The organism is Acinetobacter kyonggiensis, from assembly GCF_900107285.1.
Classification (GTDB): domain Bacteria; phylum Pseudomonadota; class Gammaproteobacteria; order Pseudomonadales; family Moraxellaceae; genus Acinetobacter; species Acinetobacter kyonggiensis.
Genome location: NZ_FNPK01000003.1, coordinates 76,910 through 102,130 on the forward strand (window position 1 = coordinate 76,910; position 25,221 = coordinate 102,130).

Consider the following 25,221-nt stretch of genomic DNA (forward strand, 5'->3'; position numbering starts at 1 on the left):
TATTCACACCATATATTCCTTTATGGTTTTAAATGGTTATGAATTAGTCCATACGCCAATCAAATGGCATATCACCTTGACCACGAAGTGCGAGCATTAAAGTTTGACGCATATGCGCAAGGACTTCATTGGTATAAGGAACCGCAGGTGTCCCCCAAACTGGTTTTGGCCAAGCGACATCATTTTGGTAACGCACGACATGATGAAAATGCAACTGTGGCACCATATTGCCTAAAGCTGCAACATTCATTTTGTCTGCACGGAATACACGTGCCAGTTGGCTTGATAACCAACTAGATTCACGTAGGAATTGTTCTTGATCGGCCTGACTTAATTCATATAACTCAGTAATACCCGGTACACGCGGAATTAATATGAGCCACGGAAATTGCATATCATTCATTAAACGACATGTTGACAGTGGAAAGTCGCCTACAAAAAAAGTATCTTGAGCAAGTTGTGGATGCAAACTAAACATATCTTTATAAATTATGCAAAATTAGAATGATGGCTAATACTATCACATCCAATGAGACGTGAATATTCTATGCAATGTGTTTCATTACAAATAAACCACTATTTATATTGAGCACCTTAACCCCTACGAATGTAGTAAATTTCTTTAAAAAATCAAGCATTTCTTGCGAGCTTTTTTGAAATTATGATCAATTTCAAATGTGAGTGCATAATATTTACGCACTCACATTCTCTTTAGTGAATTTCTTTTAATAAACTGACCAATAAATCAGAAATAAATTGAATTCTTTTTTGATAATCTTCCAACATCACCATCACTTTTAAACGTTGCCCACCATCCATACGGAAAAAAGTCGGATGTTTTTGCATCATTTGAATAATGCTGATGGCTTGTACTGGAGTATCAGGGGAAAATTCAATATAACCGCCATGCGAACTGATATCGACTTTGGTCATTCCCAACTGCTCTGCTTTCAAACGAATCTGATGCACAGCAAATAATTGCTTCACTGGTTGTGGTGGCACACCAAAACGATCAATCAATTCCATGCGGATGTTATCAAGCTTGTCTTGGCTATCGGTATTACTAATACGTTTATAAAATAATAAGCGTTGGTGTACATCACCCAGATAATCATCTGGAATCAATGCTGGCATATGCAGATTAATTTCAGCCGTTAAAGAAAGTGGCGCATCAAAGTTTGGCGTTTTACCTTTTTGAATGGCTTTAGTCGCCTTCTCCAGCATTTCCATATACAAACTATAACCAATGGCCTGCATTGAACCACTTTGTTGTTCGCCCAACAGTTCACCTGCACCACGAATTTCCAAATCTTCCGTAGCAAGCATAAAGCCTGCACCTAAATTTGATGCACGCTGAATAGCATCCAGACGTTTTTCTGCATCCCCTTTTAAGCCTTTAATCGAAGGCACAAGCAAGTAAGCATAGGCTTGATGATGTGAACGACCAACACGACCACGCAATTGATGCAATTGTGCTAGACCCAATTTATCCGCACGTTCAATTAAAATGGTATTGGCATTTGGAACATCAATCCCTGTTTCAATAATCGTTGAGCACACCAAAACATTATATTCTTTGTGATAGAACTGCTGCATGACCTGCTCTAACTCACGTTCACGCATTTGTCCATGTGCCACGGCTACACGTGCTTCCGGCACCAATTGACGAATACTTTCTGCGGCACGCTCAATAGTATCGACTTCATTATGTAAAAAATAAACCTGACCGCCACGAAGTAATTCACGTAGAACGGCTTCCTTAATCGATTCACTGCTATGTTCTTGCACAAAGGTTTTTACTGCTAAACGACGTGCGGGTGGTGTGGCAATAATAGACAAATCACGCATCCCACTAAATGCCATATTTAAGGTACGCGGAATTGGTGTTGCAGTCAGTGTAAGCATATCGACATCTGCACGCATGGCTTTAATACGTTCTTTGTCACGCACACCAAAGCGATGTTCCTCATCGACAATCATTAAACCTAAGTTTTTAAATTGAATACTTTCCTGCAAAATTTTGTGTGTTCCAATCACAATATCAACTTTACCATCTGCTAAGTCTTCAATCGTTTTTACATGCGATTTGTTGGAACCAAAACGAGATAGCACTTCAATCCGAATTGGCCAATCCGCAAAACGGTCTTTAAACGATTCATAATGCTGCTGCGCAAGTAAAGTGGTCGGTACTAAAACTGCCACTTGTTTATTGTTTTGCACCGCTAAAAATGCAGCCCGCATGGCAACTTCAGTCTTACCAAAACCCACATCACCACAGACAAGGCGATCCATGGGTTTTGCCAGTTGCATATCGTGTAATGTTGCATCAATAGCATTGGCTTGATCTAAGGTTTCTTCATAAGCAAAACCACTGGCAAATTGCATATATGGACTTTGTTCAAGTTCAAAAGCAAAACCGGGTTTGGCTTGACGACGCGCTTGAATATGTAATAGTTCAGCCGCGACATCATGAATTTGTTCCAAGGCTTTACGCTTTGCTTTATTCCAAGTATCCGTACCTAATTTATGTAAAGGCGCTAAATCAGGATCACCTCCACTATAACGACTAATCAGATGTAAATTGGTAACTGGAACATATACTTTGGCTGCATCAGCGTAATCAAGCTGTAAAAACTCATGGTCTTGATCATCAATACTTAAGGTGACCAAACCCGCATAACGCCCCACGCCATAATCAATATGCACCACAGGTGCACCAATACTCAGCTCCGTTAAACTACGGATTAAAAACTCTTCGGAGACTTCCTGCTGACGTTTACGACGGCGTTGTACCACACGATGTTCATACAGCTGATTTTCAGAAATTACCGTGAGGTAATTAGGAATTACTAAACCACGATCCAGTGGTGCACTGGTAATTGCAATAGCATGTAATGATTTTCTAAAGTCAGCAAAATTTTCCACATTGGGGATATCCCCAAGCGTTGGTCGTAACGCATCTTTTAAAGTTTCACGGCGGCCAGCACTTTCAGCAACCAAAAGAACGGGGTGATTGGCAGCATCAATATACTTTTTAACCGCTGAAAAAGGTTTTTCTTGTTTTGGATCAACAGGCAAACGTGGAGGCAATTCAGTGTTCAGATTCAGAACACCTGTTTTTTCTACAAATTCTTCTGATGATGCAATCACTCTAGCAAAGTGGTTGAGTTGTTCTAAGACCTGATTGGGTTGTAAGAAAATTTCCTCTGGCGATAAAATAGGATGATCAACATTATGACGACGATCTTCATAACGTCGCATGATATCCTGCCAGAAGCTGCTTAATCCTTCATCTAAATACTTATCTGTAATGACAATGCCATTCTTTGGTAAGTACGCCATAAGCGTACTTTGTGCTGCCATGGCTTGTTTACTAAAGAATAAAGGAAAATAAAACTCAAGCCCGGGAGATGCAATACCCTCTAAAACATCTTGATAAACTGGATTTTTCTTTGGATTTGCAGTCGGAAAACTTTCTGCATAACGATCACGAAAAATCGCACGCCCTTCTTTAAGTGGAAATTCTTTGGCGGGTAATACTGAAAACTGGGTTAAGTTTTGCGTCGTTCTTTGTGTTTCAGGATCAAAGAACTTTAAACTCTCAATTTCATCATCAAATAAATCTATTCGAATAGGTGCACTTTGCCCAGATGCATAGATGTCCATAATGCTGCCGCGTACAGCAAACTCACCATGATCATAAACGGTATCAACCAAATGATAGCCCGCTTGCACCAAGCGAAGTTTTTGTTGTTCTAATTCAAATTTTTGACCGACTTTAATATCAAAATGTTCACCCAACACCCACGACGTTGGTGCGACCCGTTGCACTAAGGTCGATGCAGACAAAAGCAACACACCCGATTGTGGCATATTCGATAAAATCGACAACCGTTCTGACACAATATCTTGATGTGGAGATAAACGGTCATACGGTAAAATTTCCCAGTCTGGGAAAATAGTCGGTTTTATGCCATAAAACTCTAATTCACTTTCCAACTGCCCTAAGTGCTGATTATTTTTGGCAACAACAATAAATAATTGCTTACTTTGCGTCGCAATTTCTTTGAACAACAAAGATGCAGATGAGCCTTGTAAATTACCGACCCAGCGTTTCTCGCCTGCTTTTAATTGTTGCAGATTTAGTTGGGAAATTTCTTGTTGGAACATGTATATAGCTTTTGGTCTAAATCACATAAGCAATATATTAGCATGTGTAATTTTTCGGTTGAGTTATTTTTATATTCGATGCAATTTTTTACCCAAATCCTTTTAGATGTTTAAGATCTCATTAGATAACTTGCATAAATCAAAAAAAATTCAATATTCGATTATTTGAAATTTGCACTGCCTCATTTTGAGTACTTCAATTTTTATGCTTTTGCGTAGGCATTATCTCTACTTTTGAAAGGTCAAAATGAGGATCTCAAAATATATTTTGAGTCCGCAAGAAAAACCTTTTGTTTCCCATACACGACATCCTGAGCCAGTTTTAAGGCACTGCTTTAAAATGCAGCGCAAGGATGGGAAACGTGTGGCATCCATGCCACACTCATGAATCCAATACTTCCTAGAATTTGTTTTTAAATTTTGGCTTTCAAACAATTTGTATTGATTAAAAAACGACTTATAAAAGAAGTCTAATGACTCAAATTCTATTTTTTATTATTTGTCGCGCAAAAAAATTCGATAATAGTCATTTAACTTTTTAATCATCTGCTTCAGCTGCAATAAATTTTCTTCAGTATTACCTAAACGTGCTACAAAGCGTTGATTGGCAATTTCAAGATCAATTTTTTCATTGATAATCATCGCAGTGAAATACAGTTTTTTTAAATCGTTAAAATGACTTAATTTCCGATTTGAAAAATAAGCCAAGCGTTCTGAAAGTTCATTGACCACAATACCATCGATGATATAGCCCTGCACTTGATCAAACTGGATATGATGTTCTTTTAAAAACAGTTGTTCAGCAGATTCTTTTGAACTTTTAAACAGTCCAGCGAGTTTATTCAACATAAGCATTACAAATATTAAAAATCCAACCTATTTTAACCTGAGCTAAGGTCTATGCACGACTATTTTCCATCAAAAAGGGAGTAACTTAAGCCACTCCCCCTTTATCACCACTCAATCACGACTTCAGGATTAATTTTGCACCCAAAACTTAGCTTACCTGTGCTAAAGACTCTTGTACTGTTGTAACTTCTGAAACCAAATTACTAAATGAAAATATTTCATCTAACTGCTCTTGAGTCAGTAACGCTTGCTCTAAAACCACTTGTTGAATAGTTTTATTTTCAGCAATACATTGCTTACCAATTTCATCACATTTAGCATGACCTAAAATAGGATCCAATAAAGTGACAATACCAACACTCCGCATGACCGCGTCATAACAGACTTGTTCGTTGGCTTGAATGCCTTGAATACATTTATCATCTAAGCTTTTAACCGCTTGTGTGAGTAATTCAATTGATTCATTAATTGCAATAGCAATGACGGGTTCCATGACATTTAACTGTAATTGTCCTGCTTCCGCAGCCAGTGTTACCGTTAAATCATTGCCAATCACTCGATATGCAATTTGGTTAACCACTTCAGGAATCACTGGATTAATTTTTGCAGGCATAATGGATGAGCCTGCTTGTAATTCAGGTAAACGTATTTCAGCTAAACCCGTACGCGGCCCAGAACTTAATAGGCGTAAATCATTACAGATTTTTGAAAGTTTAACTGCAAGTCGTTTCAGCGTACTGGATAAAATAATAAACACACCACAGTCACTGGTCGCTTCAACATAGTCTTCTGCGCCAATTAAATTCAAACCCGTAATTTTATTTAAAGCTTGAACGGCTTCATACGCATAACCCTTAGGTGTATTTATGCCTGTACCAATGGCTGTCGCACCTAAATTCACTTCTAATAAAAGCTCACGTGTACGTTGAATCAAACGTATATCTTCTTTTAATAAGGTCGCAAAAGCACGAAACTCTTGCCCCAGTGTCATTGGAACGGCATCTTGTAATTGAGTTCGCCCCATTTTTAAAACAAATTGAAATTCTGCAACCTTTATATGTAATGTATCAATCAATTTTTGGATCTGACTTAACAGATCATCCAAACTATAATAGGTCGCTAAACGCAAAGCCGTCGGATAGACGTCATTGGTCGATTGCGATTTATTCACATGATCATTGGGATGAATATGTTCATATTGACCTTTCTGAAAACCTAAATGTTCTAAAGCAATATTCGCCAACACTTCATTGCTGTTCATATTAATTGATGTTCCTGCACCCCCTTGATAAACATCTAGGGGAAAAGCAGTACTCCATTTCTCTGGAAACTCAATTAATTCATTACACGCAAACTGTATGGCTTGGCTCACTTGTTCAGAAATTTTGGTAAATTTCAAATTGGTTTGTGCTGAAGCCTTTTTGACTTGCGCCAGAGCACGAATAAAATGAGGATGAGTTCCTACTTTTTGATTAGAGATTTGAAAATTCTCTAAAGCACGTAAAGTATGAATACCGTAATAGCATGCTACAGGAACTTCTTTCGCTCCTAATAAATCACGCTCTATTCTTGTATGATCGAGTTGAACCGTAGACACTTTAAATATACTCACATTTTATGCACTAGAATTGTGCAATATAAGAAACTCTAAACCTTTGCTTTATTTTGAATACAGTAAAAAGATATCTATTAAGCAATACTCAATAATCAAGTACATTCATTTTGTAGCGACTGTAACAACTTGTAATATTGTTGGTTATATTCAAATTTTTCTCATTAAAAATGAAACTCAGAAATCTTTTTAGACTGATTCTAAATTTACAGTAATTAAATATACCCAAAAGAGGAATGGCATTTAGCATCATGTTTATAATCTTTTCATTTTATAATCTTTTCTCCAATTGTATCTGGAAATACATTTCGCTACATAAAATCACTATAATTACTCTAGAAATGTAACAGTAAGTAATTTTGATTTTATGATTGAATCAGCTCCTCGCTATTGCAGCTCAAAAAATCATCTCGGATTGATGATTTCAGGACAAAGGATGGGCATATGAGTCAAGTGAACCCCACATTAATCACCTTTATTTTTTACATTGTCGCAATGGTCGGTATTGGCTTATATGCCTACAAGGCTACAACGGATTTCTCAGATTACATTCTCGGTGGACGTAGTCTTGGAAGCGTAGTGACAGCACTTTCTGCAGGTGCTTCTGACATGAGCGGCTGGTTGCTTATGGGCTTACCAGGAGCGATTTATCTTTCGGGCTTATCTGAGGCATGGATTGCCATTGGTCTAATTATTGGCGCATGGTTAAACTGGCTTTTGGTAGCTGGACGTTTACGTGTTCATACCGAAATTCAAAATAATGCACTAACGTTACCAGATTATTTCACTGGTCGTTTTGGTGATAAGAAACGTGTGCTACGTATTATTTCTGCATTTGTTATTTTAATCTTCTTTGCCATTTATTGTGCTTCAGGCATGGTTGCTGGTGCACGTTTATTCGAAAGCCTTTTCGGATGGGATTACACAACTGCACTTTGGATTGGTGCAATCGCTACAATCTCTTATGTTTGTATCGGTGGCTTCCTTGCAATCAGTTGGACAGATACATTCCAAGCAGGCTTAATGATCTTTGCTTTGTTGCTGACACCAGTCATCACTTATTTAGCAATTGATGATCATAACCAACAATTTGGCTTATTGCTTGAGGCTGCTCGCCCACAAGCGATGAACATGCTTGAGGGTTTAAGTACTGTTGCAATTTTATCTTCAATGGCATGGGGTTTAGGCTATTTTGGTCAACCACATATCCTTGTGCGCTTTATGGCAGCAGACTCCGTTAAAACGATTCCTGCCGCACGTCGCATTGGTATGACATGGATGATCTTATGTCTTGGTGGCGCGGTTGCTGCAGGCTTCATTGGGATTGCATACTTCCAGCAACACCCTGAATTTGCATCAGCTATTTCTCAAAATCCTGAAACCATCTTCATAGAATTGACTAAACTTTTATTCAACCCATGGGTGGCAGGTATTATTCTTGCGGCAATTCTTGCAGCCGTGATGAGTACGTTAAGCTGTCAACTTCTAGTCTGTTCTAGTACTTTAACTGAAGACTTGTACAAAGGATTTATCCGTAAAAACGCGTCTCAAAAAGAATTAGTTTGGATCGGTCGTTTAATGGTTGCATGTATTGCCATCTTGGCAATTATGATTGCAAGCAATCCGAACAGTAAGGTTTTAGGCTTAGTCTCCTATGCATGGGCAGGTTTCGGTGCTGCATTTGGCCCACTCATCATCCTATCTTTGTTCTGGAAGCGTATGACTTTAAACGGCGCGATTGTCGGAATTCTTGTCGGTGCTGTAACCGTTATTTTGTGGAAAAACACGATGGCGAGTACTGGACTATATGAAATTATTCCAGGCTTTATCTTGTCATTCATCAGTATCATTGTTGTGAGCCTCCTTGGCAAAGCACCTGAAAAAGATGTAGTTGAGCGTTTTGAACAAGCAGATGCTATTTACAAACGAGAAATGGCTTCCTTGAAGAGCAAATAATTTGGGCTTCACTATCGTATAAATAAAGGGGCTTATCGCCCCTTTATTTTTTATCTTTGTTTTTTGATTTTAAGATTTAATTTAGAACTTTCTTTTATGACTTCCATGACTGGATAACTTCGGGTTTCTTTTACCCCAGGAAGTCGCCACAATACCTGTCCCGAAATTCTGCGGAACTCTTCCATATTGGCACAGCGAATTTTCACCACAAAATCAAAGCCGCCACTAATCATATGACATTCCACAATTTCTGGATATTGCATCACGGCATCAGAAAATTCCTCCAAAACATTCGGTGTGGTTTTATCCAATAAAATTTCCACAAAAACCACAAAACTGGCATTCAGCATTTCAGGATTTAGCTTTGCTTCATAACCCAAAACAAAGCCATCTTTCGTCAATTTCTGCACCCGTGCCAAAGCAGCAGTCGCTGACAAATTAACCGTTTCAGCCAGTTTTATATTTGAAATTCGACCATCATTTTGCAGAATATCTAAAATTTTGATATCCGTTCTGTCCAAGGTAAAAATCGGGCTCGTCATCTGAATTATTCTCTAAAATGAATAAAGATTATAGTGAGTTATTCGGTCTTATTTCTGTAATCATAAATTATATTAGGTATTTCACTCAACAAAAAATTTGCTCGGTACAGGACGTTGGCATGAATACAATAGAAACCTCTCCCCTTCATGATGAGGCAAAACCTCACTACGAATATATTACGCTTTTCAAAGAAAAAAGTGCTTATGAATCAGAGATAAACACTGCTTGGCGTCGTGCCGAATCCGAATGTGTTGAGAATCTACTTGAGCATAGCAAAATTCCAGATGAATTAAATACGCGTATTCAAGATTTGGCTTTTAACCTTGCACATACTTTACGTGAACGTAAAAGTTCTTCAGGTAAAGCAGGTATTGTACAAGGCTTATTGCAAGAGTTCTCTTTATCTTCGCAAGAAGGTATTGCACTGATGTGCTTGGCTGAAGCCTTGCTGCGGATTCCAGATAGTGCAACGCGTGACTTGCTCATTCGTGACAAAATTAATCAAGGCAACTGGAAAGAACACCTCGGTCAAAGTAACCTGATGTTTGTCAATGCCGCAGCTTGGGGCTTAATGTTAACAGGTATGCTGATGGAAACACCAAAGCAAACCAGTTTATCAAGCTTATTGACTGGCTTATTAGCACGTAGTGGTCGCGGTGTAATCCGTAAAGCTGTTGACGTGGCTATGCGTATGATGGGTGAACAGTTTGTTACTGGCGAAACCATCAAAGAAGCTCTAGGCAATGCAGAACGTCTAGAAGACAAAGGTTTCCGTTATTCATACGACATGCTGGGTGAAGCCGCACTGACTGAACATGATGCTGAACGTTATTATCAAGATTATAGCGATGCCATTCATGCCATTGGTAAAGCATCAAAAGACAAAGATGTTTACAACGGCCCTGGTATCTCCATCAAACTTTCTGCTTTACACCCACGTTACCAACGTTCACAAGTAGAACGTGTTCACAACGAACTTTATGGCAAAGTACTTGAGTTAGCGCGCTTGGCTAAAGGCTACAACATTGGGCTAAACATTGATGCTGAAGAATCTGAGCGTTTAGAAATTTCTTTAGAACTTCTAGAGCGCCTATGTTTTGAACCGACACTTGCTGATTGGAAAGGCATTGGTTTTGTCATTCAGGCCTACCAAAAACGCTGTTTCTACGTGGTCGACTATGTGGTTGATTTAGCAAAACGTAGCCAAAAACGCCTGATGATTCGTCTAGTAAAAGGTGCATACTGGGACAGCGAAATCAAGAAAGCACAAATTGAAGGTATGAGTGACTACCCTGTATTTACACGTAAAGTGCATACAGACTTGTCATATATTGCATGTGCGAAAAAGCTGTTGGCTGCACCAGATCAAATTTACCCACAATTTGCGACACATAATGCTCAGACTGTTGCCACAATTTATCAATTGGCAAACCCTGAGAAATATTATGTAGGTCAATACGAATTCCAATGCTTACACGGTATGGGTGAGCCACTTTATGAACAAGTGGTCGGTCCGAAGTCTGAAAAAAAATTGGATATTCCTTGCCGTATTTACGCACCAGTAGGTACTCATGAAACTTTATTGGCTTACTTAGTCCGTCGTTTATTAGAAAATGGTGCCAATACATCATTCGTAAACCGTATTGCTGATAAAACCCTACAGATTCAAGATTTAATCGAAAATCCACGCGAAACGATTCTAACATCTGCGAAGCAAGAACAATCTGTTGGCTTAAAACACCCTGCGATTCCGTTACCACAGAATTTATATGGTGCATTACGCCCAAACTCATTAGGCGTAGATTTAGCAAATGACAGTGATCTAATTAATTTAGACACAACAGTACAAAATTTATTGCAACAGCAATGGACTGCTCAGCCAATGGGTCCAAACTTAGCTGACATTACTGCTGCTACGGAACTGACGGTAAACAATCCTGCTCAACACAACAATGTTGTAGGTACAGTAAAAGAAGCTTCAGCTGAACAGGTCAATCAAGCCTTGACCAATGCTACAAATGCACAAGCAGCTTGGATAAATACACCAAAAAATGAACGTGCTGCATGCCTAAATCGTGCTGCCGACCTTATGGAAAGTCGTATCCAAGAGCTTATGGTCTTGCTATGTCGTGAAAGTGGTAAAACCTATGCCAACGCGATTGCTGAAGTGCGTGAAGCAGTTGATTTCTTACGTTATTACGCTGCTCAGGGCATTAACTTACCAACAACTGCACAAATTGAGTCATTAGGTACAGTATTGTGTATTAGCCCATGGAACTTCCCACTGGCTATTTTTAGCGGTCAAATTTCAGCAGCATTGGTTGCGGGTAACACCGTTATTGCAAAACCTGCTGAGCAAACTCCGCTTATTGCTGCCCTTGCAATTCAAATGCTTTGGGAAGCGGGTGTTCCAGAAGCTGTGGTACAGTTAATTCCGGGTCGTGGTGAAACTGTGGGTGCACAATTAAGTGCCGACTCTCGTATCCAAGGCATTATGTTTACAGGTTCGACTGAAGTCGCAAAAATTCTTCAGAAAACAGTCGCTAAACGCCTAAGCACATCTGGTCAACCTATTCCGTTAATTGCGGAAACGGGTGGTCAAAATGCGATGATTGTCGACTCATCTGCATTAACCGAACAAGTGGTTTTAGATGTTGTCAGCTCGGCTTATGACAGTGCTGGTCAACGTTGTTCGGCCTTACGTATTCTTTGCGTACAAGAAGACAATGCCGAAAGCGTTATTCATATGCTCAAAGGTGCAATGCAACAGTTGAATGTAGGCAATCCTGCATTATTAAAAACTGACATTGGCCCTGTAATTGATCTAGAAGCAAAAACCAATATCCAAAACCACATTGAAAAAATGCGTGCCAAAGGATATGCCGTTCATCAATTCATGCATAACGACAATGCAGATATGAACCTGACTCAAGGTACATTCATTCCACCTACGTTGATTGAATTACCAAACTTAAATGATCTTGAACGTGAAGTCTTTGGTCCTGTATTACACGTAATCCGCTATCCTCAAGGTAATGTAAAAGCTGTAGTAGATCAAATCAACGCAAAAGGTTACGGCTTAACCATGGGTCTTCACACACGTATTGATGAAACAATTCAAACTGTGATTAGCCATTCTGAAGTGGGTAACTTGTATATCAACCGCAACATCGTTGGTGCTGTTGTAGGCGTTCAACCCTTTGGTGGTGAAGGTTTATCAGGTACTGGCCCTAAAGCGGGTGGTCCATTATACCTCTATCGCTTAATGCAAGAATGTAGTGCCAAACAATTAAGCACACCATTTGCGACAGGCAAAGTGTTACAGCAAGCGCCACAAAATGTGGTGTATGAGCAATTCAGTGCTTGGGTAAAACAACAGTTCACACAAGTTAAATTGCCTCAATTGCCTGCACTTGCTTCTGGTCAGGTCTATGAATTAAATGGCCCTACAGGAGAAAGCAACCAATATACGATTGTTGCACGTCACTGCGTATTGTCGCTTGCTGAACAAGAACAGGATCAATTGACTCAACTCAATGCAATTTTTGCCGTGGGTAGCAAAGCTGCGGTTTTAGCAGACAATATATTTGCTCTGAAATACATGTCTTCTATGCCAAAGGTAGTAGCACAACAATTCAAAATTATTCAAAGCATTGCAACAGGTAATTTTGATGCGGTACTCCATCACGGTACGACAGCACAATTGCTTGAGTTACAAAACACGATTGCACAGCGTCAAGGTGCAATTGTGGGAATCACACACTTGCAACCTGCTGAACAAGAGATTCCTGTTGAGCGTCTAGTCATTGAGCGTGCCATTAGTATTAATACTGCGGCAGCAGGAGGAAATGCCAGCCTAATGACACTAACGTAAAGCTAAAAACCAACATTTAGCTCCCCTATAACAAAATATCTTTTCCTTTTCAGCCAAGTCAACGACTCCCTAATCCTGTTGACTTGGCTATTTTTTTATAAATTGATCCATCATTACTCAGCTGATTTTGATACACCTATTGCAAGAACACTTTTAACGGCAATAAATAAGATCAACAGCAGATCCACATAAAAGACCTATTCACCCTATATTTCTACTGCTTAATTGGGAATAAGTTTAGTCATCTTATTCAAACTTTGTTACCATCCCTGTTTTCAATGTGTTTGTGATTTTTACTGCATATGACTTCAGCTTATCAGTTACAACTTGATGCCAAGATTGCACGTATTTCTGCTCAATTTGCCGAATTTAATCCCCCTTCTTTAGAAGTGTTTCAGTCGCCTGAACAAAACTTCCGTATGCGTGCAGAATTTCGTATTTGGCATACTGAAGATGATATGTTCTATGCCATGTTTGAACGCAATGAAGACGACAATCAAAAAACCGTTATTCGTATAGATGAATTCCCAATTGCAGATCAAAGCATTAATGATTTAATGCCAAAATTATTGGCAGCGTTAAAAGCAAATCCTATTTTGGAAGCACGTTTATTTGAAGCACATTTTCTGGCCACGTTAAGTGGTGAAGTGCTTGTTTCACTCATTTACCACCGTAAACTTGAACAAGAGTGGGAAGTTGCTGCCAAAGCTTTAGCCGAACAACTCAACATTAAATTGATTGGTCGTAGTCGCGGTGTAAAATTTGTCTTGTCTGATGAGTATGTGGTTGAAGAACTCCAAGTTTTTGACCGGACTTATCAATACAAACAAATCGAAAGTAGCTTCACACAGCCCAATGCACAAGTGTGCCAAAAAATGCTGGAATGGGCATGTAATGCTGCTGAACAGTCAGAGAAAGACTTACTTGAGCTGTACTGTGGTAATGGTAATTTCACCCTACCGCTTGCAACCAAGTTCAAGCGTGTACTGGCGACAGAACTGGCTAAATCATCGGTTTATGCTGCACAGTGGAATATTGAACAAAATCAAATTGACAATATTCAAGTTGCACGTCTATCGGCGGAAGAGTTCACTCAAGCCTATAATGGTGAACGTGAATTCCGTCGTTTACAAGAAGCAAATATTGACATCTCAAGCTATGATTTCGACACTGTTTTTGTTGATCCGCCACGTGCAGGCATTGATGATGAAACCTTAAAGTTGATCCAACGCTTTGAACGCATCATTTATATTTCATGTAATCCTGATACGTTACAAGACAACTTAAAGACTTTAGCAACCACGCATAAGATTACTAAATTTGCGATGTTTGACCAATTCCCATATACCCATCATGTAGAATCAGGCGTACTGCTCGAAAAAATTTAAACAATTTATTTCGTTGTAAAAAACCTAATTTCTTACAGTCTAATGGAGCTCAATTGAGCTTCATTTTTTATTAAAATAAAAATCAATAACTTATAATGAAATACCATTTGTAAATGTCATAATATCGTTAAACTCTTCTGCTACTATCGGAAAATTTACTGTTCAATTGCTGCTTTTATCGCTTTAGTAGGCTTGTTTTATTTATTATATTGGCTATATTTCGAACTATATTAAGTTATGTATGAAGGCTCTATGAGTTTTTGGCAAAAGCTGTTTTCTGCTAATCAACAGCAAAACGAACAGAAGAATCAAATTTCTTGTGTCGAAAATGATTGCTCTTGTAAATCGAATGAACAACTGATTCAAGCTTTAGCAAAAGCGACAGATGAAGAAGTGATCATTGGAATTAAAAAGGTTCTAGCTTCGCGAGGTTATAGCCGTAAAGAGTTAAATGAACTACAGCATCTACCACTCCAGTAGTAGAATCTGACTAAAAAGCATTTAGATCATCTAAATGCTTTTTTATTTGCTTATCCAATAGATAGATCCTTAAGCTTTATTGCCCCCTCATTTCTTTCTGAGTTACCCATTTTTACCTCAAATGAATTGAACTCATCTTGAGTCTTTTATTAAAAACATTACTCTAACCAACCACAAAGGCGATTGCTTTTTATACAAGCTATTGAAGAAGCAATATGGCGCTTATTTTTAATAAAAGCATAACAAACATATTAGCTGAATGAAATATTCGATTCTTTCATACAGAAACAGTAAACTACATCAACAATATACACTTGTAACTTTATGGGCTAAGCGTACGATGCGGCAGCATAAAACACGATTTCCTTTAGGGACACATCTGATCGTCAAGCATTGGGGATACTCTCACCATGGCATTTATGCAGGTCGTGGTCGAGTCATTCATTATTCAGGTTTTGCACATTTATTCAAAAAACGTCCGATTGAAATTACATCACTGGAAAAATTCAGTTTTGGCAAAACCATTATTGTTCAAAGCTATGCTCAGCCAAAATTTGTCGGTCGTAAAGTGGTTCGCCGTATGCGCTCACGCATGAATGAAAACAGCTATCATCTAATTATTAATAACTGTGAACATTTATGCACTTGGGCCATTACAGGGGTGGAAAGCAGCCCGCAAGTGATCCGTATGATGAATCGACTCACCACCATTGGCTATGTCAGTTCAATTATGAGTTATATGAACAGTATGCTATTGACGGTCACCACCACCTGTTTTGCATTGGTTTTGTATATCAAAAAGAAATTACGCGATAAAGCCAAGCATAAAAATATAGATTATTTATTTTTAAAAGATGATAAGCATAAAAACCCGTAATTTAAGTTCTAGCAGAGGTAAATTTTTAAATCAAATTCGCTTTATGAGCAACAATCACGGGCGGTAACTCTTCACCCAATGAACACAGCATTTCCCGCTCTATGTTGCGTACCATAGAATCTAAAGCCAAATCATTTTCCTGAATGCCAAATGGTTCTTCCAGCTCTGCACTTAAGGCATCTAAACCTAAAAATAAGTAAGCAATCAGCGCGACAATGACAGGTGTCCAAACCCCTAAACTTGACTCAAGACTAAAGGGCAAAATAAAGCAAAATGAATATACCGCACGATGTAGCAGCACAGAATATGAAAATGGCAGCGGTGTCGATGAAATTCGTTCACAACCTGCATGAATATCACCAATCGCAACCGTATGTTTGGTTAAGGTACTATAAATAATATCTGTAATTTCAGCGCGTTTATAAATAGCCACTAAATCTTTTTGCATGATTTCCAATACATATTGCGGTGGGTTCATATGACCACTCAGCATCTGCCATTGCGGTTCTGTCAATTGTACATGTAGCTGATAATGTTCAAATGAATGCGTCTGTTTGCGGAGCCGATCACGTAACAAATGAGTAAACAGCATGATACGGTACATCAATACTTCACGCGGTTGATCATCTAACACATAGCTATCTCGTATCATATGTCGTGAATTGGCAATTAAAGCACCCCACAACTTGCGCCCTTCCCACCAACGCTCATAACACGCAGTATTTCTAAAGCTTAGAAAGATCGATAAGATCACCCCAAAAACAGTAAAACCTATCGCAGGAACTTCTGGCACTAAAACATAATGTTGCTTCGACAAATAAACCAAAGTCGTCGAGATCAGTACCACCACCATCAGTGCAGGAAAAACTTTAGGCAAAATTGTGCCGTGCCAAGCAAACAGTAGTGCAAAACTATTGGTTTTATCTCGAATAATCATGGCAAGTCCTTATTGATCTGCATAAAAAAGCCCAACCTAAGTTGAGCTTTTATGGCTTATTTCAGCATAGTGACATTCAGCTTGAATGCCAATCTTTTACTAAAAATATCCTGCTTTCGTTATTTGCCTGGTTTAAAACTATCTTTTAAATCCAAAATACGGTTAAACACAGGTTTGTCGCTGGTATGATCATATTGATCCGCAACGAAATAACCTTCACGTTCAAACTGGAAACGATCTTCAGGTTGCGCTTGTGCCAATGCAGGTTCAATCACGGCTTGAAGTACCGTTAAAGAATCTGGGTTTAAGTGCGCCAAGAAATCATCATCGACATCTGGTGCGGCTTCAGTAAATAAACGGTCGTAAACACGGACTTCCGCAGCAATACCTTGAGTTGCAGAAACCCAATGCACTACTCCTTTCACTTTACGCCCTTCAGGGTTTTTACCTAAAGTTTCAGGGTCAATTGAACATTTCAGCTCAATCACTTCACCGTTTGCATCTTTAATCACTTCATCGCACTTAATTACATAAGCATGACGTAAACGTACTTCACCTTCAGGAATTAAACGTTTAAAGCCTTTTGGTGGCACTTCTTCGAAATCTTTACGATCAATATAAATTTCTTTCGATAAAGGAATAATACGCTCGCCCATGTCGACATTTGGATGACGTGAATGGGTTAAATCCATATCTTCAGGAAGATTGGTTAAAGTCACTTTAAGCGGGTTTAATACCGCCATACCACGTGCAGCGGTATTTTCCAGTGATTGACGAATACAGAACTCAAGCATTGCCACATCGACAATACCATCTGTTTTAGACACGCCTACACGCTTACAGAAATCACGCAATCCTTCCGCAGTAAAACCACGACGGCGCATACCGACAACGGTTGGCATACGTGGATCATCCCAACCATTGACATGACCACCTTCTACCAGCTTACGAAGCTTACGCTTAGAGGTAATGGTGTAATCAATATTTAAACGACTCGATTCGTACTGACGTGGAACAGCTTCAGATTTAACTTTCTCTACAACCCAATCATAGAATGGACGGTGATCTTGGAATTCAAGGGTACACAGTGAATGGGTAATGCCTTCAATCGCATCAGATAATGGATGAGCGTAGTCATACATTGGATACATTTTCCATGTATCACCTGTTTGATGATGCTCAGAATGCAATACACGATATAAAATCGGGTCACGCATATGCACGTTTGGAGAAGCCATATCAATTTTGGCACGTAGCACCGCTTGACCTTCACCCAACTCGCCATTATTCATTTGAGTAAAACGTGCAAGATTTTCTTCCACACTCACATCACGATAAGGTGAGTTTTTCCCCAGTTCAACAAAATTACCGCGGTTTAAACGAATTTCTTCAGGCGATTGCAAATCGACATAAGCATCACCTTGATTGATCAATTGAATCGCCCACGTATGCAGTTGGTCAAAATAGCTTGATGCATAGCGTGGTTCGCCATTCCAATCAAAACCTAACCATTTTACATCGTTGGCAATCCCATCGACATATTCTTGTTCTTCTGCATCGGGATTGGTATCGTCAAAACGCAGGTTACATACGCCATCAAACTCTTGTGCAATACCAAAGTTCAAACAAATAGCTTTGACATGACCAATATGTAAATAGCCATTTGGTTCTGGTGGGAAACGCGTCACCACCTGCTTTGTACGACCCGCTGCTAGATCTTCGGTAATGACTTGGCGTACAAAGTCTAAGCCCGGCTGTTGTTCTTGCTGCGCAGCATCGACAGATTGAGTATTAGTTGTCGGGTTATTTGGCAGGGATGAAACAACATCATTCGGCTTCATAGTTGATAAATCACTTCTATAAGATAAAATAGGATAATTAAAACGCGATTCTCGTTTTTTAACAAAGAAAGTCGCGTTTTTGCTTGCCTTGTAGTTTACAGTTTGCTTATGCTTCTCTCAACCAAAAACCCATGGCTTTTTTGTCCATGATCAGGAGATTATAAAATGAGTTTTCCTCAAGTCGAATTAAACACCAATAAAGGACGTATTGTTCTTGAACTTAACTCAGAAAAAGCACCAAAAACTGTTGCTAACTTTTTAGAATACGTTCGTGATGGTTTTTATGATGGCGTAATTTTCCACCGTGTGATTGACGGTTTCATGGTCCAAGGTGGCGGCATGGATGAAAATTTCAAAGAAAAAGCGACTCGTGATTCTATTGAAAATGAAGCTGACAATGGCTTAAAAAATGACTTAGGCACCATTGCAATGGCGCGTACTCAAGCTCCACATTCTGCATCTGCTCAATTCTTCATTAACGTTGGTAACAACGCGTTCCTTAACCACTCTGGCAAAACTGCACAAGGTTGGGGTTATGCTGTATTTGGTAAAGTTACTGAAGGTCTAGACATCGTTAACGAAATTAAAGGTGTTCGCACTGGCAACCGTGGTTACCATGCTGACGTTCCTTTAGAAAATGTTGTGATCGAATCTGCTAAAATTATTGCTGAATAAAAATCCCTCCTAACCTCCCTTTAAAAAGGGAGGAACTTTCCTCCATAAAATAAAGGTTTATTCCTTTAATATAAAAGTTGGAAAGTCCCTCTTTCTCAAAGAGGGATTTAGGGAGATTTAAAAGGAAAAATAAGTGACCTATCTGTTTATCGCTGATTTACATTTGTCACCTGAACACCCTCGACTCGTTCGGGGTTTTTTGGATTTATTGACACACTATCAAGACAAAAATACCCAACTCTATATTTTAGGTGATTGGTTTAATGCGTGGATTGGCGATGACTACACTGCCCCATGGTTAGATGACGTTACTCATGCTCTAAAACAGTTCAATCAAGCTGGCAATCAAGTTTATTTCCAAGTTGGCAATCGTGATTTTGCTTTAGGTAAGCGATTTCTAAAACAATTTAACGGCATTTTATTGCCCGATGTCGATACATTAAAAATAGGTCACATTCAAATACGCCTCGAGCATGGCGATTTACTGTGTACCGATGATGTGTCCTATCAAAAATTTCGTAAGATTATTCGCAATCCACTGCTTTTGGGCTTTCTTAAAAGTATGCCACTCAGTTTCCGTCAGAAGTTGGCTAATGGCTTCCGTAAAAAAAGTGCAGAAACCAAACAAGTAAAATCCTATGCCATTATGGATGTAAATCAACTTGCGGTTGAACAATCCCTTCAATCGGTGGATTTACTGATTCATGGACATACGCATCGCCCTAAAATTCACCATGAATTTGGCAAGACTCGTATTGTTTTAGGTGATTGGCGTGAAAAAACATCTGAAGCAATGATTTTGGAAATGAATGAAAATGCGGAATGGCAATTCATTCAATTTAAAATACTTTAACAGTATGATTATTTTTTATTCACCACAAAAGAATTGATTTCAACTGTATCAATTATCTGTTCAATAAATGCCCGCATATTTACGATATTCACCATCGGTAAGACCACGAGATTTTGCTCAAAAAAATATGTATTACACGCTAAACCATCATTCATTGTTTGAATCAATCTTACAGAATCATAAAAGTTAAATTCATAAATTTCTGTTTCAATTTCAACATCTAATCTAAAACAACCTTTTGCTTCAATCAACCATTCTATTTCATCAATATCATCTGGTAACAATATTTGATATTTTGCCATACGCTTCCTTATTTTAAATTATTAGTTATGAATACATTATTTGCTATTATTAAATACATAATCACTTAATTTGGTTTTAATCATGGATTTATTAAATATATCAAAAACTCGTTATACAACAAAAGCCTATGATCCGATTCGAAAAATTCCGCAAGAACAAATTAACCGTTTATTAGAAATTTTACGTTTAACGCCATCTTCTATCAACATTCAACCTTGGCATTTCTTTATTGCTGACAATCCGGTGGCTAAAGAGCGTATCGCAAAAGCGTTGGTTGGAAAGTATGCCTATAATGCACCTAAAGTTTTAGAGTCATCACACACTATTTTATTTTGTACCAAAGCAGATATCAGCGAACAACATTTAGACAACCTGTTAACTCAGGATGATATCAGTGGTCGCTTTAAAGATTCAAACGCGAAACAAGGACAAAAAGATAGCCGTGCAGGCTATGTCAATTACTACCGCAATGAAAAAGGTGATATTCAGCGTTGGGCTGAAAATCAAACCTTTATTGCACTGGGTCAAATTTTGTTAGCGGCAGGGATTGAAGGCATTGATGCAACACCAATTGGTGGTTTTGATGAACAAATCATTAATGATGAATTGCAGTTAACCGAAAAAGGTTTAATACCGTCTGTATTACTGACACTGGGTTATCGTAGCGAAAATGATTTTAATGCAAGATTGCCAAAATCTCGTTTAAGTAAAGAAGAAATCTTCACTCAGCTTTAATTAAAAATTAATTACAATAAAAGGGGATATATTCCTCTTTTATGTCATTTCAGGACTTATTTTTTAAACATTATTCAGGTATATTTGCACAAAAATTAAACGGTCGGACATCTTTATGCTAGTTGCCACTAAAATGCCAATAAAATTCGAATGTACAAACTGTAATAAAATTTATATGCATCCATATCGAATAGATGCTCTTGCTTTTTATCCTGACTGCCCTGATTGCAAAAAGGCGGGTTTGCTTCTAGGCACCGCCGAAATCACAGATCTCATTAAATACCCAAGTACTTTCGCAAAAAATTTACTTAAACAGATATCGCATAAGCTAAACAAATAACACTGGCTAAACCCAACGCCAAACCTAATGCAGTCATTGGTGTTAATTTTTCCTTAAAGATGATTAAACCACTGAATGCACCCAATACCACCACAAGAATATTCATACCTGCAAAGACAATTGCAGGTGTGTCTTTCAAGAGCATATGTGCTTTAACGTAAAGTGCAATATTGGCAAAATTTAACAGACCCAATCCCATTCCAGCCAGTATATTTTTTCTGTTACCAACAGTCTTGGTGGTCATGGCAATATAAGCCAATGACAAAATAAAAGCACAAATAAACATTAAATTCAGTGCAACGGCAAACTGAACCCCTAATCCAGTCGTATACTTCAACAAAACATCAATGAAAGCATAGCCAAACCAGACCAATGCAAGATACAGCATGGCTTGCTTTGTCGATGACTGCCCTGTCTTGTCTTGCTGATGGGAAAATAAAAGACTTAATACAGCTAAAACCCCTAAAACAATACCGATTATTTTTAGCGTATTGAACTGTTCCTGAAAAATAAAAAATGCAGCCAATAAAGACAAGACCACGGATAAACGCTGGGCAATTTCAGTTTTCACAATACCTGCATATTGCAAAGACTTCGCTAAACATAAAAAAACACTCGGCAGCAAAATACCCAAAGCAATAATTAGCCACCACGGCGTATTGATGATTGAAACATGCTGTAAATCTGGCTTAAACCAGAGAAAGCACAATACACTTGCAGAAGCGTAGTTCCATACAATCATGTGTAATGCATCAAAACCTTGCGCTTTAGCGAGCTTTAAAAGAATTGAGACAATGACGCTACAGCATGCTGCTGCCAATATAAGTTCCATCTTTTGCCTTATTTTGCTTATTTATAATGGTTGAGGGTTAAATACAAAAAAGCCCACAATAAATGTGGGCTTTTGATTATAGATAATCTTTAGTGATTATTTATAACGATTGACCATTTTCTCTAAAGAAATTGGACGAATCTTGTCTGCATGACCTGCTGTACCAAATGCAGTATAACGATCTACACAAATTTGTTTCATTGCAACAACAGTTTCAGCAAAGAATTTACGTGGATCGAATTCGCTTGGTTTTTCAGCCATCATACGGCGCATTGCACCCGTAGAAGCCAAACGTAAGTCAGTGTCGATATTAATTTTACGCACACCGTGTTTGATTGCTTCAACCAATTGCTCTACAGGAACACCATAAGTTTCTTTGATGTCACCGCCAAATTCATTGATCACAGCCAACCATTCTTGTGGCACAGAGCTTGAACCGTGCATTACAAGATGTGTATTTGGCAATGCCGCATGAATTTCTTTAATACGGTCAATGGCTAAAATATCACCTGTAGGTGGACGGGTGAATTTGTACGCACCATGTGAAGTACCTACTGCAATTGCCAAAGCATCTACATTGGTATCTGCAACAAATTGAGTTGCTTCTTCAACTGAAGTTAATAGCTGTGAATGGTCAAGTACGCCTTCTGCGCCTACACCATCTTCTTCACCAGCCATACCAGTTTCAAGGCTACCCAAGCAGCCAATCTCACCTTCAACTGAAACGCCACATGCATGAGCCATCGCAACAGTGCGACGAGTTACATCTACGTTATATTCGTATGAAGTTGGTGTTTTACCATCTGCACCGAGTGAACCGTCCATCATCACTGATGAAAAGCCCAATTGGATAGAACGCTGACATACATCAGGATCTGTACCATGGTCTTGATGCATCACCACTGGAATATGCGGCCATTCTTCAATTGCAGCCAAAATTAAATGACGTAAGAACGGAGCGCCTGCATATTTACGAGCACCCGCAGATGCTTGAACAATAACAGGTGAATTCGTTTCATCTGCGGCTAACATAATTGCGCGCATTTGTTCTAAATTGTTTACGTTAAATGCTGGTACGCCGTAGTTGTGTTCACCGGCGTGATCCAAGAGCTGGCGCAATGAAATAAGAGCCATAATGTCCTCCCAGGTAATGCCCCATATTCTACATGCTGATTGCTTTCAATTCAGCAAGAAAAAACACTATTTCAAAAAAAGTCCCTGCAAATGCAGGGACTTTTAAATAAAAAATGACAAACTTAATGCGTTGTTGCGTTCGAAGCCGCTTCTTCAACCACAGGGGTCTCTGCATCTGCATCGACATTCGAGACTGCCGCCGGTATATCTGTATTTTTTTCATCCAAAACAGGTTGATCAATTGAATCAATGACTGCTTGCTGTTCTGGTGTGACTTTTTCTTCTACTGCTACAGTTTCAGCTGTCTCATTTTTAGGGGCTTCATCTTTCTTCGCACAAGCAGTTAAAGCTAAAGGTGCAATCAGTAATGCTGCAAGTGTTAGTTTTAAGTTCATCCGATTTTCCTACCGCGGGAGATTTAATGAACATGATTTTATTGCAGTTATATTTCATTTTAATGACGAAAAAATGAATCAAAAACAAAAAAGGCTGATCATGAGATCAACCTTTTCATCAAACAGTCATCCTGACATTGCTGTCAATTATGCACGTTCAAGTAATACTGCAACGGCTGGAAGTGTTTTACCTTCCACAAATTCAAGGAAAGCACCGCCACCTGTAGAGATATAACCAATTCTATCCGCCACGGCATATTTGTCGATTGCAGCTAAAGTATCACCACCACCTGCGATAGAAAAACCTGCCGAGTCAGCAATGGCTAAAGACAATGCTTTAGTCCCTTCACCGAATTGATCAACCTCAAATACACCAACTGGGCCATTCCAAAGAATTGTTTTTGACGTTTTGATCATTTCAGCAAATGCTTTTGCTGTTTCTGGGCCAACGTCTAAAATCATATCGTTGTCAGTCACATCGGCAACGTTCTTAACGACGGCGGTTGCGTTTGCCAATGAACCCAAGAAATCAGCAAAGTCAATTTCAGCTGCATCTGCAACCACAACATCAGTTGGTAACGGTACTGAAACTTTTGCCGCAATCGCTTTAGCTGTATCAATCAAATCTGTTTCACACAGTGATTTACCCACGTTGTAACCAGCCGCAGCAAGGAAGGTATTGGCAATACCACCACCAACAATAATTTGATCACAAATTGTAGAAAGCGAAGTCAGTACATCAAGTTTAGTTGAAACTTTAGAACCGGCAACAATGGCAACCATTGGAGACTCAGGTGTTTTAAGCGCACGACCAAGTGCGTCTAATTCAGCAGCAAGTAAAGGCCCTGCTGCTGCAACTGGCGCTAAACGAGCCACACCTTCAGTTGAAGCTTCTGCACGATGTGCTGTACCAAAAGCGTCCATAACAAACACATCACAAAGTGCTGCATATTTTTGTGCCAGTTCAGGGTTATTTTTCTTTTCACCATGATTGAAACGCACATTTTCAAGCAATACAACTTGACCCGCTGCAACGTCAACACCCGCTAAATAATCTGTCAATAATTGCACGTCCTGACCCAAAGCTTGAGTCAAATAAGCAGCAACTGGGGCTAAAGACTGTTCTGGTTTAGCTTCACCTTCAACGGGACGACCAAGGTGAGAACAAACCATTACCGCAGCGCCTTTTTCAATCGCTGCTTTAATAGTAGGAAGTGCAGCGCGTAGACGTGCATCACTTGTAATCTCACCATTTTTGACAGGCACGTTTAAATCTTCACGAATAAGAACGCGTTTACCTGTTAAATCGAGGTCAGTCATACGCTGAAAATTCATGTATAGCTCTCTTGATAGATATAAAAATCGCCCGATTTTAAATGATTATGCAGAAAAAGGTTAGCTTCTTTTGCATAAAAGCTGTCGAAAGA

At 38.9% G+C, this 25,221-nt stretch carries 20 protein-coding genes; 8 read left to right on the plus strand and 12 right to left on the minus strand.

From position 1 onward, the window contains the following. Window positions 1-43: 43 nt before the first annotated feature. From BLV99_RS03480 to aspA, 4 genes are all read right to left on the minus strand, one after another. Entirely contained in the window at window positions 44-478 is a 435-nt protein-coding gene (locus BLV99_RS03480; protein ID WP_086163996.1) for an HIT domain-containing protein, read from the minus strand. A gap of 233 nt (window positions 479-711) precedes the next feature. After that, window positions 712-4,170, minus strand: coding sequence for a transcription-repair coupling factor (gene mfd, locus BLV99_RS03485; protein ID WP_092687764.1), 3,459 nt, complete (start codon window positions 4,168-4,170; stop codon window positions 712-714). Between the two features lie 495 nt (window positions 4,171-4,665). Continuing rightward, entirely contained in the window at window positions 4,666-5,019 is a 354-nt protein-coding gene (locus tag BLV99_RS03490; protein ID WP_092687767.1) for a hypothetical protein, read from the minus strand. A 148-nt stretch (window positions 5,020-5,167) separates the two neighbouring features. Beyond that, window positions 5,168-6,616, minus strand: a complete 1,449-nt coding sequence (gene aspA / locus BLV99_RS03495) for an aspartate ammonia-lyase (RefSeq protein WP_092687770.1) — start codon at window positions 6,614-6,616, stop codon at window positions 5,168-5,170. Window positions 6,617-7,075: 459 nt separating this feature from the next. Here aspA and putP point away from each other — a divergent pair, with 459 nt between their 5' ends. Then, window positions 7,076-8,587 (plus strand): sodium/proline symporter PutP, encoded by a 1,512-nt coding sequence (putP, locus tag BLV99_RS03500; protein ID WP_092687773.1) that lies wholly within the window; start codon window positions 7,076-7,078, stop codon window positions 8,585-8,587. Between the two features lie 50 nt (window positions 8,588-8,637). Here the strand turns inward: putP and BLV99_RS03505 are convergent, their stop codons facing one another. Continuing rightward, window positions 8,638-9,129, minus strand: coding sequence for an Lrp/AsnC ligand binding domain-containing protein (locus BLV99_RS03505; protein WP_086183326.1), 492 nt, complete (start codon window positions 9,127-9,129; stop codon window positions 8,638-8,640). A 119-nt stretch (window positions 9,130-9,248) separates the two neighbouring features. On the opposite strand from BLV99_RS03505, the gene putA reads away from it, so the two are divergent. From putA to BLV99_RS03525, 4 genes are all read left to right on the plus strand, one after another. Then, window positions 9,249-13,004, plus strand: a complete 3,756-nt coding sequence (gene putA / locus BLV99_RS03510) for a trifunctional transcriptional regulator/proline dehydrogenase/L-glutamate gamma-semialdehyde dehydrogenase (protein WP_086183327.1) — start codon at window positions 9,249-9,251, stop codon at window positions 13,002-13,004. A gap of 302 nt (window positions 13,005-13,306) precedes the next feature. Continuing rightward, window positions 13,307-14,392, plus strand: coding sequence for a tRNA (uridine(54)-C5)-methyltransferase TrmA (trmA, locus tag BLV99_RS03515; RefSeq protein ID WP_086183328.1), 1,086 nt, complete (start codon window positions 13,307-13,309; stop codon window positions 14,390-14,392). 252 nt (window positions 14,393-14,644) lie between these two features. Then, a complete protein-coding gene (locus BLV99_RS03520; RefSeq protein ID WP_004651770.1) occupies window positions 14,645-14,872 on the plus strand; it encodes a hypothetical protein in 228 nt (75 codons plus the stop codon). Window positions 14,873-15,212: 340 nt separating this feature from the next. Continuing rightward, a complete protein-coding gene (locus BLV99_RS03525) occupies window positions 15,213-15,749 on the plus strand; it encodes a lecithin retinol acyltransferase family protein (RefSeq protein ID WP_092687777.1) in 537 nt (178 codons plus the stop codon). Window positions 15,750-15,774: 25 nt separating this feature from the next. On the opposite strand, the gene BLV99_RS03530 is transcribed toward BLV99_RS03525, so the two are convergent. Beyond that, complete coding sequence (locus BLV99_RS03530; RefSeq protein ID WP_092687780.1) at window positions 15,775-16,686, minus strand: bestrophin family protein; 912 nt, start codon at window positions 16,684-16,686, stop codon at window positions 15,775-15,777. Window positions 16,687-16,805: 119 nt separating this feature from the next. Further along, window positions 16,806-18,527 (minus strand): glutamine--tRNA ligase/YqeY domain fusion protein, encoded by a 1,722-nt coding sequence (locus BLV99_RS03535; RefSeq protein ID WP_092687783.1) that lies wholly within the window; start codon window positions 18,525-18,527, stop codon window positions 16,806-16,808. 165 nt (window positions 18,528-18,692) lie between these two features. Here BLV99_RS03535 and BLV99_RS03540 point away from each other — a divergent pair, with 165 nt between their 5' ends. Both BLV99_RS03540 and BLV99_RS03545 read left to right on the plus strand, forming a co-directional pair. Continuing rightward, window positions 18,693-19,202 carry a peptidylprolyl isomerase gene (locus BLV99_RS03540; protein WP_086183332.1) on the plus strand — a complete coding sequence of 170 codons (510 nt, stop codon included), beginning with the start codon at window positions 18,693-18,695 and terminating at the stop codon, window positions 19,200-19,202. A 133-nt stretch (window positions 19,203-19,335) separates the two neighbouring features. Continuing rightward, entirely contained in the window at window positions 19,336-20,055 is a 720-nt protein-coding gene (locus tag BLV99_RS03545) for a UDP-2,3-diacylglucosamine diphosphatase (RefSeq protein WP_092687786.1), read from the plus strand. 8 nt (window positions 20,056-20,063) lie between these two features. Here the strand turns inward: BLV99_RS03545 and BLV99_RS03550 are convergent, their stop codons facing one another. Beyond that, window positions 20,064-20,357, minus strand: coding sequence for a hypothetical protein (locus BLV99_RS03550; protein WP_092687791.1), 294 nt, complete (start codon window positions 20,355-20,357; stop codon window positions 20,064-20,066). Between the two features lie 82 nt (window positions 20,358-20,439). On the opposite strand from BLV99_RS03550, the gene nfsB reads away from it, so the two are divergent. Further along, a complete protein-coding gene (nfsB, locus tag BLV99_RS03555; RefSeq protein WP_092687794.1) occupies window positions 20,440-21,093 on the plus strand; it encodes an oxygen-insensitive NAD(P)H nitroreductase in 654 nt (217 codons plus the stop codon). 308 nt (window positions 21,094-21,401) lie between these two features. On the opposite strand, the gene BLV99_RS03565 is transcribed toward nfsB, so the two are convergent. From BLV99_RS03565 to BLV99_RS03580, 4 genes are all read right to left on the minus strand, one after another. After that, window positions 21,402-22,265, minus strand: coding sequence for a DMT family transporter (locus tag BLV99_RS03565; protein ID WP_092687800.1), 864 nt, complete (start codon window positions 22,263-22,265; stop codon window positions 21,402-21,404). Between the two features lie 96 nt (window positions 22,266-22,361). Beyond that, window positions 22,362-23,399 (minus strand): class II fructose-bisphosphate aldolase, encoded by a 1,038-nt coding sequence (gene fba, locus BLV99_RS03570; protein WP_086183338.1) that lies wholly within the window; start codon window positions 23,397-23,399, stop codon window positions 22,362-22,364. Between the two features lie 122 nt (window positions 23,400-23,521). Next, a complete protein-coding gene (locus BLV99_RS03575) occupies window positions 23,522-23,794 on the minus strand; it encodes a hypothetical protein (RefSeq protein ID WP_092687803.1) in 273 nt (90 codons plus the stop codon). Window positions 23,795-23,941: 147 nt separating this feature from the next. Then, window positions 23,942-25,129 (minus strand): phosphoglycerate kinase, encoded by a 1,188-nt coding sequence (locus BLV99_RS03580; protein WP_092687806.1) that lies wholly within the window; start codon window positions 25,127-25,129, stop codon window positions 23,942-23,944. Window positions 25,130-25,221 lie beyond the last annotated feature (92 nt).

Excerpts from the sequence above, each read along its gene's own strand:
- BLV99_RS03480 (WP_086163996.1), bottom strand. The coding sequence starts at position 478 with ATGTTTAGTTTGCATCCACAACTTGCTCAAGATACTTTTTTTGTAGGC.
- mfd (WP_092687764.1), bottom strand. The coding sequence starts at position 4,170 with ATGTTCCAACAAGAAATTTCCCAACTAAATCTGCAACAATTAAAAGCA.
- BLV99_RS03490 (WP_092687767.1), bottom strand. The coding sequence starts at position 5,019 with ATGTTGAATAAACTCGCTGGACTGTTTAAAAGTTCAAAAGAATCTGCT.
- putP (WP_092687773.1), top strand. The coding sequence starts at position 7,076 with ATGAGTCAAGTGAACCCCACATTAATCACCTTTATTTTTTACATTGTC.
- BLV99_RS03505 (WP_086183326.1), bottom strand. The coding sequence starts at position 9,129 with ATGACGAGCCCGATTTTTACCTTGGACAGAACGGATATCAAAATTTTA.
- putA (WP_086183327.1), top strand. The coding sequence starts at position 9,249 with ATGAATACAATAGAAACCTCTCCCCTTCATGATGAGGCAAAACCTCAC.
- trmA (WP_086183328.1), top strand. The coding sequence starts at position 13,307 with ATGACTTCAGCTTATCAGTTACAACTTGATGCCAAGATTGCACGTATT.
- BLV99_RS03520 (WP_004651770.1), top strand. The coding sequence starts at position 14,645 with ATGAGTTTTTGGCAAAAGCTGTTTTCTGCTAATCAACAGCAAAACGAA.
- BLV99_RS03525 (WP_092687777.1), top strand. The coding sequence starts at position 15,213 with ATGCGGCAGCATAAAACACGATTTCCTTTAGGGACACATCTGATCGTC.
- BLV99_RS03530 (WP_092687780.1), bottom strand. The coding sequence starts at position 16,686 with ATGATTATTCGAGATAAAACCAATAGTTTTGCACTACTGTTTGCTTGG.
- BLV99_RS03535 (WP_092687783.1), bottom strand. The coding sequence starts at position 18,527 with ATGAAGCCGAATGATGTTGTTTCATCCCTGCCAAATAACCCGACAACT.
- BLV99_RS03540 (WP_086183332.1), top strand. The coding sequence starts at position 18,693 with ATGAGTTTTCCTCAAGTCGAATTAAACACCAATAAAGGACGTATTGTT.
- BLV99_RS03550 (WP_092687791.1), bottom strand. The coding sequence starts at position 20,357 with ATGGCAAAATATCAAATATTGTTACCAGATGATATTGATGAAATAGAA.
- nfsB (WP_092687794.1), top strand. The coding sequence starts at position 20,440 with ATGGATTTATTAAATATATCAAAAACTCGTTATACAACAAAAGCCTAT.
- BLV99_RS03565 (WP_092687800.1), bottom strand. The coding sequence starts at position 22,265 with ATGGAACTTATATTGGCAGCAGCATGCTGTAGCGTCATTGTCTCAATT.
- fba (WP_086183338.1), bottom strand. The coding sequence starts at position 23,399 with ATGGCTCTTATTTCATTGCGCCAGCTCTTGGATCACGCCGGTGAACAC.
- BLV99_RS03575 (WP_092687803.1), bottom strand. The coding sequence starts at position 23,794 with ATGAACTTAAAACTAACACTTGCAGCATTACTGATTGCACCTTTAGCT.
- BLV99_RS03580 (WP_092687806.1), bottom strand. The coding sequence starts at position 25,129 with ATGAATTTTCAGCGTATGACTGACCTCGATTTAACAGGTAAACGCGTT.